General features: G+C 43.7%; 10 protein-coding genes. 8 read left to right on the forward strand and 2 right to left on the reverse strand.

Annotated elements, in window-relative coordinates:
* The first annotated feature begins 97 nt into the window (after nucleotides 1-97).
* Both AC0VX7_RS06495 and AC0VX7_RS06500 read left to right on the forward strand, forming a co-directional pair.
* Nucleotides 98-1,096 (forward strand): aliphatic sulfonate ABC transporter substrate-binding protein, encoded by a 999-nt coding sequence (locus AC0VX7_RS06495; RefSeq protein WP_475427160.1) that lies wholly within the window; start codon nucleotides 98-100, stop codon nucleotides 1,094-1,096.
* Nucleotides 1,097-1,704: 608 nt separating this feature from the next.
* Entirely contained in the window at nucleotides 1,705-2,991 is a 1,287-nt protein-coding gene (locus tag AC0VX7_RS06500; RefSeq protein ID WP_475427161.1) for a M48 family metallopeptidase, read from the forward strand.
* A gap of 208 nt (nucleotides 2,992-3,199) precedes the next feature.
* Here AC0VX7_RS06500 and AC0VX7_RS06505 read toward each other — a convergent pair whose 3' ends face one another.
* The gene (locus tag AC0VX7_RS06505; RefSeq protein ID WP_041966757.1) at nucleotides 3,200-3,436 is read right to left on the reverse strand and encodes an IDEAL domain-containing protein; all 237 of its coding nucleotides are present in this window, start codon (nucleotides 3,434-3,436) and stop codon (nucleotides 3,200-3,202) included.
* Between the two features lie 190 nt (nucleotides 3,437-3,626).
* Between AC0VX7_RS06505 and AC0VX7_RS06510 the strand changes: the two genes are divergently transcribed.
* Nucleotides 3,627-4,205 (forward strand): competence protein ComK, encoded by a 579-nt coding sequence (locus tag AC0VX7_RS06510; RefSeq protein ID WP_041966758.1) that lies wholly within the window; start codon nucleotides 3,627-3,629, stop codon nucleotides 4,203-4,205.
* Between the two features lie 17 nt (nucleotides 4,206-4,222).
* Here the strand turns inward: AC0VX7_RS06510 and AC0VX7_RS06515 are convergent, their stop codons facing one another.
* Nucleotides 4,223-4,615 (reverse strand): YhjD family protein, encoded by a 393-nt coding sequence (locus AC0VX7_RS06515; RefSeq protein ID WP_475427162.1) that lies wholly within the window; start codon nucleotides 4,613-4,615, stop codon nucleotides 4,223-4,225.
* Between the two features lie 247 nt (nucleotides 4,616-4,862).
* Here AC0VX7_RS06515 and AC0VX7_RS06520 point away from each other — a divergent pair, with 247 nt between their 5' ends.
* The 5 genes from AC0VX7_RS06520 (at nucleotide 4,863) to AC0VX7_RS06540 (ending at nucleotide 12,731) form a co-directional block, all read left to right on the forward strand.
* On the forward strand, nucleotides 4,863-6,845 hold the full coding sequence (locus AC0VX7_RS06520; protein WP_475427163.1) for a S9 family peptidase: 1,983 nt from the start codon (nucleotides 4,863-4,865) through the stop codon (nucleotides 6,843-6,845).
* Nucleotides 6,846-7,118: 273 nt separating this feature from the next.
* Complete coding sequence (locus AC0VX7_RS06525; RefSeq protein ID WP_475427164.1) at nucleotides 7,119-8,057, forward strand: LCP family protein; 939 nt, start codon at nucleotides 7,119-7,121, stop codon at nucleotides 8,055-8,057.
* Nucleotides 8,058-8,185: 128 nt separating this feature from the next.
* Nucleotides 8,186-8,803, forward strand: a complete 618-nt coding sequence (locus tag AC0VX7_RS06530) for a TVP38/TMEM64 family protein (RefSeq protein ID WP_475427165.1) — start codon at nucleotides 8,186-8,188, stop codon at nucleotides 8,801-8,803.
* A gap of 27 nt (nucleotides 8,804-8,830) precedes the next feature.
* Nucleotides 8,831-9,385, forward strand: coding sequence for a signal peptidase I (gene lepB / locus AC0VX7_RS06535; protein WP_475427166.1), 555 nt, complete (start codon nucleotides 8,831-8,833; stop codon nucleotides 9,383-9,385).
* 103 nt (nucleotides 9,386-9,488) lie between these two features.
* Nucleotides 9,489-12,731: a winged helix-turn-helix domain-containing protein gene (locus tag AC0VX7_RS06540; protein WP_475427167.1), complete on the forward strand. Its 3,243-nt coding sequence runs from the start codon at nucleotides 9,489-9,491 to the stop codon at nucleotides 12,729-12,731.
* The last annotated feature ends 20 nt before the right edge of the window (nucleotides 12,732-12,751 follow it).

The raw sequence follows: 12,751 nt of genomic DNA on the forward strand, positions 1-12,751 counted from the left end.
CGACATACAAAATGGCTTTTATCAAGTTAAAATCGGCTTTAGGATTTTAACAACAATCTTTACGAAAACAGACTTCATAAAATAAGGAGGAATAGTTATGAAAAAAGCTATATTACTTTTAACATTTTTGTTTACTGCCGCGATGGTACTCGCCGGGTGCGGTTCAAGCGGTTCATCGACAACCTCAGCAGGCAAGGAAAAAATCGTCATTGGCTACTTCCCGAATATCAACCACGTTCCAGCGATGGTAGCAAAAGATAAAGGCTTCTTTGAGCAGCAGCTTGGCGATGGAACCACCATCGAGTATAAGACATTTGCAGAAGGCGGTTCTTTCATGACTGCTCTGAAAACGGGTGAGATCGATGCAGGTCTTGTTGGACCGGGACCGGCGATGAACAATTACTCTACTGGTGCAGATGTTAAAATCATTGCAGGTGCTTCGACTGGCGGCACAGTAGTTTTGGCAAGAAAAGGTGTCGAGATTGACTCAGTTGAAGACTTCGCTGGCAAGACATTCATCACCCCGGGAGTTGGCTGCACTCACGACGTCCAATATGAAACGTACCTTGAAGAACAGGGAATCACATCACAGCGAATCGGCGGAACAATGAAACACCTTACTGGCCAGCCGGCACAGTACGCGGCCATGCTGAAGTCAGGCAAGGTTGATATCGCTGTAGCTCCAGAGCCATGGGCAGCTGTCATTGAAAAAGAAACAGGCGCAGAAGTCGTCATTGGCTGGGATGAAGTATCCTTCGGAGAAACGCTTCCTGCATCCGTAATGGTCACTTCCGGAAAAATGATCGAGGAAAATCCAGAAACTGTCCAAAAAATTATTGACGCACATAAAGATGCTGTGAAATTCATCAATGAAAACCCAGCTGAAGCACAGGAAATTACAATTAAAGACATTAAAAAAACAACAGGACAAGAGCTTGAAAAAGATGTTGTCGAGCTGGCATGGGAACGCATTGGTTTTACCCATGAAGTCGATGCACAGGCAATCCAAGACTTCTCAGATTCATCCTACGCATTGAAGTTCCTTAAGGATAAGCCGGATTTCAAAACATTGATCGACCAAAGCTTCCTTAATTAATACAAGGGGTACCAGGAGTTAGATTGCCTGGTACCTTTTTTGTTGTTGATAAGTAATAGTGGTAGTGATACTCAGATTATGTTCACATTAAGAAGCAAAATGAGCCCTTAACGGAGGCGAAACTCAGTTAAAGGTCACATAAAAGGGTGTAATGTGACCTTGGCAGCGCCGAAAGTCAGTTAAAGGTCACATTAATGGGCTTAATGTACCCTTGGCGGAGGCGAAAGTCAGTTAAAGGTCACATAAAAGGGTTTAATGTGCCCTTAGCAGCGCCGAAAGTCAGTTAAAGGTCACATAAAAGTGCTTAATGTGCCTTTAGCAGCGCCGAAAGTCAGTTAAAGGTCACATAAAAGAGCGTAATGTGCCCTTAGCAGCACCGAAAGTCAGTTAAAGGTCACATAAAAGGGTGTAATGTGACCTTGGCAGCGCCGAAAGTCAGTTAAAGGTCACATAAAAGGGTTTAATGTGCCCTTAGCGGCGTCGAAAGTCAGTTTAGGGTCACATAAACGTGCTAAGCATTTTCCCCAGCCATCAATAACTTGTTCTATTTTTAGGACAAAGGATTAAAATAGTTATAGACATGGTTGTACGTAAAAGGGGGAGAAGCTATGGCGAGAAAGATGGGTTTTTATGGTGTGATCGCCTATGTGCTCTATGGTTTCGCAGTTTACTGGTATTTATTTTACTTTGCAGATAGTAGTCTTCCATTTGAGTTCGAAGGTTCGAGGGCGGACCCGGCAACGTTTTTAAACGGAAGGGAATTAATGCTAAGCGAGGAATACTCAAAAGTTAGAAACTTATTGTTTTTCTTGTCGACACCTTTTGAATGGCTGTTTTACTTTTTGATTTTACTCCTGGGCCTTTCAAAAGCTTTTAAGAAATGGGGAGAAGAGACGGCGAAAAATAAGTATGGCCAAACAGCGATTTATTTAATTTGGCTTTCATTTTTTGCTTACGTCGCGACGTTCCCTCTAAGTTATATCAGTTATACGCTGTCCAAGACCTATAATATATCGACACAGTCATTCGCCTCGTGGATGAAGGATGAGTTGATTGATTTCTGGATCAATTATGCCATGATGTTCGTCATTGTCGTTATCCTTTACTGGCTGATGAACAAGTTTAAAAGGTTCTGGTGGCTTTTTGCGTGGATGCTATCTGTACCGTTCACCTTGTTTATCATGTTTCTGCAGCCTGTCGTGATCGACCCGCTGTACAATGATTTTTCCCCGTTGAAAAATAAAGAGCTGGAGTCTAAGATCCTTGATATCGCGGGGCAGGCTAATATTCCAGCTGAGCATGTATTTGAAGTGGATATGGCTGAAAAGACAAACGCTCTTAATGCTTATGTTACGGGAATTGGCTCCAATTCGAGGATTGTCCTCTGGGATACGACTCTGAACAGGTTGAACGATGACCAAATTCTATTCATCATGGCCCATGAGATGGCTCATTATGTGGAGAAGCATTTATATATCGGGATTGCCGGCTATCTGTTCCTTTCCTTGTTCGGTCTTTACTTTGTCTCAAGACTGATGAACTGGGCAATCAGGCGATGGGGCAAGGAATTCAAGCTGCAGCACCCTGGTGACTTAAGATCGCTTCCTTTGTTCCTGATGTTCCTTTCGATGATTATGTTTGCGGCAAGCCCGGTTTCCAATCTCGTGTCACGCTACCAGGAAACAAGGGCTGACCGGTATGCGATTGAAATGACTGAAAATACTGATGCGGCGATTTCTGCCTTCCAGGAACTGACGAAGGCGGGCCTCAGCCAAGTAAATCCTCCATGGCTGGTGAAAGTTTTCCGATATGGACATCCGACAATGCTTGAAAGGATTTCAAGACTCGAGGATTATGAAGTGGAAAAAAGAAATGCACAGGAAGATGAATATTAAGCAAGAAAGCCCTCGACAATGAGGGCTTTCTTTTTTAAACTCAGGAACGAGTCCAATGACCAGCCAGCAACTGAGTGCAACTCGAGAGCGGGAAATAACATTTGGTCCATACAGATTTGGCTCCTGGAAAAAATCATTTAATAACAAGTCGAAAGCTGTCTTTATTTCGAAATAATAAAATATCCCCTATATAGGGGATATCACTCATCTAAGTGCCGAATTGTTTGTTGAGATCCTTCAATTCTTCCGTCAATGTTAAAAATAGAATTTTGTCGCGGTCATCGATTGCTTTATCAATTTTTGACATCAGTTTTTCTTTTTTAGTATTCAACTGAATTTCGGAAATGAGCATGTCAACATACAGGTCCAGAACAAAAGATTCCTTGGCTTTAATGCGTTTCATCACACTGGCCTTCATGATTTCAGAATACGGTTTTTCTTTCACTGACCTCACCTCTTAGACCTTTTTTATATTATATGGATTATTGAAAAGATAATCAACTAAATTTTTATAATTTTTAGAAAATTTATATTTGGACACTAATTGTGACTAAAAATAGAACTTTTTCTGTAAGTAAAGAAAATTTAAACACTTATGGTAAAATAGGGTATAAGGTATTTTAGGAGGTGAAGGAATGACAGGAAACACAAGGAACTTAGTAGAAGAGTACGAAATAAATCCTTTTACCATGATAATTATTCCTGAAGAATACGGCAGCAGGGTTTACTCCAGGGTGATCGAGCTGGAAGAGGAGTATTTATCCCCATTCAGACCAATAGATATTATCAAGAAAAGCTGCAAGTATTTTGGAAGCAGCTACGAAGGCAGGAAAGAAGGAACGAAACAGCTTACCGGGATTACCCATAAAACCCCCATCATTGTCGACCCTATAAGCTCCATATATTTCATGCCTACAAGCTCGCCTACAAAACCGGACTGCATATGGGTTTCACATGAGCATGTATTATTCCATAAGAAGGTGGACGCCCACAGTACACAGGTTACCTTCAGGAATAAGAAATCCATGATTCTGCCAGTATCCCATCATTCATTTGAAAACCAGCTGCTAAGGACATCCCTGCTGCGCACCAAATTCATGCAGCGGATGAAAGAAACCGAACGAAAAGCGCTATACCTTCTCCATGGTCCAAGGTTCAATGACTCACAAGGATATCCTCATGCCAGTCTCGTCAGTGAGGTATATAAAGACTAAATCAAGGAATCCGGTTTTCAGCCGGATTCTTTTTCAATTGCTGCAGATGTTGTTTTAAACCGCTTGAATAGGTAGTGGATCATCAATTCCTGGACTTTGTTGCGAATGCGGGGATTGAAGTAGTTATGCTGTTCTTCGTAGCCTTTGTAGATGAAGAGGAACATGGTGAAGGCGTCATCCCGTTTTACTTCTTCAACCTTAAGGTTATTTTTTTTGAGGTAGCTTTTCACAATGGCTAGCTCTTTCTGGACTGCTTTCATTGCTTCTTCAATTAGCTCCAAATAAGGCTTTTTCAGTTTAAATGGACTATTTTCTACGACAGAAAGATCCCGGTTGAGCACGACCAGTACCATCGGCAAATAGATGGCCTGCTCCATAATATCGCGGTCTTTTTCAGGAATCCTTGTCATTTTGCTCTGTCCCTTCAAAATAAAATAAGAACGTTTGTTCGTAATTATCGTACTGGATTTTAAGGAGGATTTCAAGAGGGTAAAAAAATTTTCCTCCCACTATCATCTTCTCCAAAATAAAAGGAAACTTGCAGTGCTGGTGGGTTGTTTGCTTTCTTCAGAAAAACATTGAAATAAAAGCAGGAGATTTATTTCTGTTATCGAAATATAAAGAGAATAATTTAACTTTGGAAGGATGGCTCCCGAAATGGAAAAAAGATTTATTAAAGCAGAGGATTTATTTGAATTAAAGTCCGTTACGGACCCTCAGTTCTCACCAGATGGAAAGAAGTGTGTGTTTGTCCAGACAGAGATGCTGGAGAACAAGAATGATTATGCCTCAAATTTATACATAATTAACATTGAAGAAGGCGGAGAGCCGAAGCAATGGACTTACGGTGAAGGTCGCAACCATTCCCCAAGATGGTCACCGGATGGAACGAAGGTGGCTTTCGTTTCGAATCGCAGTGGCAAGAACCAGGTTTTTGTTCTGAATACTGCCGGCGGGGAAGCGAGGCAAGTGACAGATTTCAGGAATGGTGCGAATGGTCCCGTTTGGTCACCGGATGGGGAAAGAATCGCTTGTTCTGTATCCCTGAAGCCTGAGGAAGATTTGCTTGCAAAAGATGAAGAGAAGAAGGACGACAAGAAGCTGGAACCGTTCGTAGCACAGGAAATGAAATATAAATCAGATGCAGCTGGCTTCTGGGACGGCAAGTATCGACAGACTATCATTGTGGATCTTGCAGATGGCAAAGCTGAATTAGTGGCAAAAGGCGAAATAGACTACCATTTGCAGTGCTGGTCTCCTGATGGCAAAAGTCTTGTATTGTCGGCTGATGAGTCACCTGAACGTGATTTATCATTCAAAAGTGATTTATGGCTGATGGATATCGAGACAGGGAACAAAACAAAGCTTACAAACGGAACTGGCTACTTTGGAAATGCCGTATTTTCACCTGACGGGAAATACCTTGGCTATACGGGGCATGAAAGAGAGTTTGAAAATGCAACGTTAACCCAGGTTTGGGTTCAGGAGCTTGAGACTGGTAACATCCAATGTTTCACAGAAAATATGGATATCCTTGTTGGAGACGCTGTTGCCGCAGACTTCCATCAGGGAGCGCACAGTCCTGGATTGATCTGGGGCGAAGATAGTGAAAGCTTCTATTTCCTTGCGACCGATCAGGGAAATACTGTTTTATACTTTGCAAACCTTGCTGGTGAAGTGTATCCAGCACTTCTTGACCAGCAGCATGTGTATGGGTACACACTGGACAGTAAAAACCAAAGAATTGTCGCAGCTATCAGCAATCCAGTGCTCCCAGGGGAACTGTTCCAGCTTGAGGTGACCACTGGTGAGATGAAGCAGCTGACGTTCGTGAATGAAAAGGTCTTGGAGTCGGTCACTTTATCGCGGCCAGAGCAAATATCTTTCGAGGCCAGTGACGGCACCCCGCTAAATGGCTGGATCATGAAGCCTGCAGGATATGAAGAGGGCAAGAAATATCCGCTGATTCTCGAGATTCATGGGGGACCACATGCGATGTATGCGAACTCGTATTTCAATGAGTTCCAGGTCCTGGCGGCTGAAGGATACGGAGTCCTCTATATCAATCCACGCGGCAGCCATGGCTACGGGCAGCAATTCGTCAATGCTGTGCGAGGGGATTATGGAGGCGGAGACTATCAGGATGTGATGGACGCTGTCGATCACGCGCTGGAAAAGTACGATTTCATTGACAAGGATCGATTAGGAGTGACGGGGGGAAGCTATGGCGGGTTCATGACAAACTGGATTGTCGGACATACGGACAGGTTCAAGGCTGCCGTCACTCAGCGTTCGATTTCAAACTGGATCAGTTTTTATGGTGTCAGCGACATCGGCTACTATTTTACAGAGTGGCAGATTCAGGCAGATCTCAGTGATTTGGATACACTTTGGAAGCATTCACCTCTAGCCTATGTGGATAAAATCAATACACCATTATTGATCCTTCACAGTGAAAAGGACTATCGCTGCCCAATCGAACAGGCTGAACAGCTATTTATCGCCTTGAAGAGACAGGGAAAGGAAACGAAGTTCATCCGCTTCCCAGAGTCCAACCACGAGCTTTCAAGAAGCGGAAAGCCTAATCTCCGCCTAAGCCGGTTGGCATCGATCGTAGACTGGTTTAATAGCTACCTGTAAAATCAATAGAACATTTAACCCGCGGCAAATGCTCATGCCGCGGGTTATTTTTTGAAAAATTCTCCAGATAAGTTTAAGGTTATAGGTAAAGAAGGAAAATAGTAATAAAGTATTTCACATGACTGTTGCTTTCGATTCAATCATGTATCGTGGTTGCAATAATCAATTTGAAAATGATTATGAATCAAAATACCGCGAAAGCAGCAAGTTAACGGAAAGTGCTTAATAAAATCCATGTTTTATCAATATCTATAAATCGGAAGGGTTTTTCGAATGAGATCTGATAGGCATCAACATAAAAAAAGAAAAAAGAGAATCAGGTGGTCGAGTATCTTTTTACTGCTATTCCTTCTGGTCGGAGCCGTTGCGCTGTATTCCTATATGCAGTACCGTTCTGGCGTGAATGATTCGGAAAAAGCGGCGGAGGAAAACAAGCAGGAATACCAATTTAATGGCGAGAGTGACCGAAATGGCCTCACGAATATTTTGCTGATTGGCAGTGACGCAAGAGCAAAAGAAGCGTCCCGTTCAGATACAATCATGATCGCCAGCTATAATCCAGATACAGAGTCTTATAAGTTGACCTCGATCATGAGGGATACGTATGTGGAGATTCCGGGACACGGGATGAATAAAATCAATGCTGCGTTTGCGCTTGGCGGCCCGGAACTATTGAGGCAGACAATCAAGGAAAACTTTGATGTAAGCCTTCAATATTATTCAATCGTTGATTTTGAAGGGTTTGTCCGTTTAATGGATGAAGCATTCCCAGAAGGTGTAGAAGTTAATGTTGAAAAGAAAATGTCAGAGGGAATCGGTGTCACACTGGAACCTGGTGTGCAAAGACTGGATGGAAAACATCTGCTTGGATATGTCCGGTTCCGCCAGGACGCAGTAGGTGATTTTGGCCGTGTAGAACGCCAGCAAAACGTCATAAAAGAAGTGGGCAAGCAGTTCGCCAGCATCCAGACACTGCCGAAGCTCCCTAAATTGGTTGGAGTCGTTACGCCGTTTATTAATACCAATATGGATACAGGCGATATCTTATTTATGGGAAAAGGGCTGATTTCAAAGGATAATCGGGATATCGAAACAATGAGGATACCGGTTGAAGGATCATTCGAGAACCAGAGGGTGAGTGGTGCAGGAGCAGTACTGGCGATAGATTTTGAAGAAAACAGAACCGCGCTGCAGAATTTTTTAACTAAATAGATAGCTTGTTAAATATTACCCAAATTAAGATTTAGAGGTGTACAATTATCTCTATGAGGTAAATAGAATAAGGTAATCAGAACTCTGTGGAATACTGATTACGAAGTGTTTTGGACAAGGAGATCTCAATGGATGTTGAATTATTGAAAGAATGGTTTACAATCGAAAACATTATGGATTTGCTCAACCAATACCGATCGTTTGGGCCAATTCCGGGAATTTTGCTCCCAATGCTGGAAGCTTTTTTGCCGTTCCTGCCATTGTTTCTATTTGTCATGGCAAATGCGAATGCGTTTGGGCTGTGGCTTGGGTTTCTCTTTTCCTGGATTGGTGCTGTTCTCGGGGCGTTGATTGTCTTTTTGATTTTCCGACGGTACGGCCAGGGACGAATCCTAAGGTTTTTACAGCGCCATCCAAAAGTCCAGAAAGGGATGAACTGGATTGAACGCCATGGATTTGGCCCAATATTCCTCATGCTGTGTTTTCCTTTTACACCATCTGCCCTCGTCAATATTGTAGCAGGGCTTTCAAAAATCAGCATGGCACAGTATATGCTTGCAGTGATTACTGGGAAAATGGTGATGATTTTTACGGTCAGCTTTGTAGGTTATGATATTCGTTCTTTAATCACTAATCCCGCGCGAACGGCTATCGTTCTGGCAGTAATCGCTATCTTGTGGTATATCGGCAAAAGAATTGAAGTAAAAATGAATATGAGTGTTGGAAAAGACGATAATGACAGATAGCAGGATAACAGGTGGTGAAGGAAGTCGATGAAAGAAATCGTGAAAAGGGAAGGGCTCGAATGGATCAAGGCTTTTGCTCTCGGAATGATCATATTTGTCTTTATCAGGATTTTCTTTTTTTCCAATTATGTTGTTGAAGGAGAATCCATGCTTCCTACACTGGAAGATGGGAATAAAGTCGTTGTCAATAAGCTGGGATACGAAACAGAAGATCTCGAAAGGTTTGACGTAATCGTATTCCATGCGAATGAAGAGGAAGACTATGTGAAACGCATCATCGGCCTGCCAGGCGATAAAGTTGAATATCGTGAAGACATGTTATTCATCAATGGCAAACAAGTGAAGGAGGTTTTTTTGACGCATTACCGCGAGCAATCACCCGGCGGCTATTTGACCGGCGACTTCACCCTCGAGGATTTGACCGGGGTTGAAAGAGTGCCGGAAGGAAAATTGTTCGTCCTTGGCGATAACCGTCTGGGCAGCTGGGACAGCAGGCAGTTTGGGTTCATTTCGGAAGAGCAGGTTGTCGGCAAAGTGAATCTGAGGTATTGGCCGCTCGAGGAAATGGATATATCTTTCTAACTATACATATAGAGAAGTGAAAAGACTCGTCAATTTTCGAGTCTTTTTTTAATTCGTTTATGTTAGACTGGCATCATTATAATGAAAACAGGGCGGAGATTATATGCAGGGAACATTGCCATTGATCAAAACAAAATTGATTGTTCCTGGCTTACAGGATCAATGGATCAGACGGGCGAAATTATCGAAAAAAATGAAAGCGATTACTGAAAAGCCGCTGACCATCATCCAGGCGGGCGCCGGATATGGAAAGAGCACGGCTCTGGCATTGCATGTCAAGGATCAGAACCAGTCGTGCTGCTGGTATACAATCACTTCTTCCGATGACGATATTCTTCCGTTTCTATCCTATTTGACAGCCTCGATTCAAACCTTGTTCCCGGATTTTGGTCATGAGCTAATCGCTTTTATGAAAAAGATGGACCGTTATATAAGAGAAGAGGAACTTAGCATGCTCTCTTCGCTTTTCATCAATGAAACCCTCCAGATACCTGAGAAAATCATTATCATCCTTGATGACTTCCACGCAATAGAGCATTCCTATCATATCAATGTCTGGTTGGAAAAATTGCTGGAGCATATGCCTGGACATCTCCATCTTGTCATCTCGACCAGGACGAATCCCGGTTGGAAAGTCCTTGCCAAGTTGAAGGCTAAGAATGCATTGAATGAGATTTCGAAGACGGATTTGATTTTTGGAAAAGAAGAAATCGAGCTGCTCCTTTCTGATTTTTATCAGATTTCTATTAGCGACGAACAAATTGACCAGTTGTATAACATGACGGAAGGCTGGGTCATAGCAATTGGAATGATCGCCCAGCAGCTGCCTCACCTTCAAAGTCTTGATGAGCTCCTGGTAGAGCCGGCAAAGTCGCTTGAGGATCTGTTTCAATATCTGGTTTATGAAGTGTTTTCGAAACAGCCTCCAATGATCCAGCAATTCCTTGAACAGACAAGCATCTTTGAAGAACTAAGTACGGATGTATGCGACCACATCCTCGGCATGAACGGCTCCATCCAGATGCTGGAGCAGCTGACTGCGAAAAACCTGTTCATTCAACAGATTGGCGGCAACCAGTTCAGGTATCACGCTCTTTTCCGCGAATTCCTTGAGAGCAGGCTGATCACAAGCCAGCCTGAACAATACAGAGTTTTGATGGTGAATAGTGCACACTATTTTGAAAAAAAAGGGCATTGGGAAGAGGCTTTATACTGCTATGAGAAAATAGGCCAATACCGTGCTGCTGCCGCGATTATGGATGAACAGGGGATGGAGCTACTCGAAATGGGCAAGCTCGAGAATCTGCAGGAGCGGCTAGCAAGAATCCCGCTGGAAGATAAAAGCCGCTATTGTTCACTTTTGTTTCTTGAAGGTGAAGTTTACCGTTACCGCTCATTGTACAAGCAAGCGGAAGCATGCTATGAGCAGGCAATTCAAACAGCTGACAGGATAGGAAATGCGGAATGGAAAAGCAAAGCTCTTGAAGGAAAAGCGAAAATTTATCTTGATACGATCCAGCCGCTTAAAGCTGAACGTATATTAGCTCAAGCCATAGAGCTTCGGGAAGCAGCGATGCTTAATGGTGCTGCTGAGGAAACGGGAAGGCTGTATCGCCTTCTTGCTGAAAACCTGATCAATTCGGGGCAGGCCTTGAAGGCGGAAAAATGGATTGAACGGGCAAGGGCGATGGGAGTCCACATTGAGGATGGAAACCTGGAAGCCCGGCTAACCTTAAGGACCGGACGATTTGTTGAATCCAGAAGGATTTTAACGGACGTCAAAGCGATCGACCATCTAAATGATAAGCTGCATTTGCCTCAGTCACATCGGGAAACGGATCTGCTGCTTGCATTGATCGAAGCTTTTACAGGAAATGGCATGGAGGCGAAGGCATTGTCCCAAGCAGGAATCCAGCATGGCATTGATATCCAGGCTCCATTTGTGGAGGCTTGCGGATGGATCAGGATGGGGCATGCCGTTCAACTCATTGAACAGTACGATCTGGCTCTTGCTGAAAAATGCTATGAAACGGCACTTGATATCATGGGACGTCTGAGCATCGAACGCGGGAAGGCCGAACCGCTGATGGGCCTGTGCATTCTTTATGGCTCAAGGCGTGAATATGAGAGGGCTGCTGAGGCTGGGAGAAAGGCGCTGCTCGAAACAGAACAGGTGAAGGATGTCTGGCTATCGGCACTTATAACGCTTTGCCTGGCGATTGCGTCAATTTATAACGACAGGCACAAGGAGGCGAGCGATAACCTTCATAAAGCAGAGGGACTGATCAATCAGTGTGGAGATGAATATGGGAGGATGCTGCTTGCGTTTTGGAAGTCCTACTATTATTACTCATTAAATGATGGTCAGGAGTTCAATACAGCATTTTCAAGCTTTTTAAAAAGGATGAAGACAGTCGGATATGAATTCTTCCTAAAAAAGCGGACGACATTTGGCCCTCGGGACTTGCAGGTTTTCGCACCGATGCTCATTCAAGCAGTAAAGCAATCCATTATGCCCGGCTATGCTGAGAAGCTGCTGGAGGATTTGAAAATCCCGCGTCTGAATGCCCATCCTGGCTATACGTTAAGGGTCCAAACGCTTGGGCAATTCAGGCTTTGGCTAGGGGACAGGGAAGTGGAGGACAGGGATTGGCAGAGGGGAAAAGCAAAAGAGCTGTTCCAGCTTTTCTTGACAAAGAGGAACCAGTTCCTGATGAAGGAGGATATTTTCCAGATTCTCTGGCCAGTTCATGAGGAAAAGAGTGCGGACAGAGATTTTAAAGTAGCTTTGAATGCTTTGAATAATGTGCTGGAGCCTGCCCGCAAAGCGAGATCTGCCCCTTTTTTCATTATCAGGGAGGCAGCAGGCTACGGAATTAACCCACAGGCAGCCATTGAGCTGGATTCGCGGATTTTTGAAGAATGGGCAGAAGCTGGCCTTGAAGAGAAGAACACAGAAAAAGCAATGGAAGAACTGGAGCGTGCCTTGGATTTATATAATGGGGATTACCTTCCCGAACGACGGTATGAGGACTGGTGCCTCAATGAGCGAGAACGACTGCTTGTTTACTTTTTGCGAAGTGCTGAGAAGCTGGCGCAATTGAATGTAAGGCGTGAAAACTATGATTCTGCCATTCATTGGTGTCAAAAAATCCTCCACAGGGACAGAACATGGGAGGAAGCCTATCGATTGCTGATGTTTTGCTATTATCGCAAGAACAATCGTCCGCAGGCAATGCGATGGTATAAAAAATGCAGTGAAGTCCTGGAGGAGGAGCTGGGAGTCACTCCCCTGGAACCGACAAGGCATATGTATGAGATGATAATTGAAGGGAACAATCAATAGACTTACAGGCTGATGCATAC

It is taken from the genome of Mesobacillus sp. QJM3NY_10 (genome assembly GCF_056173465.1).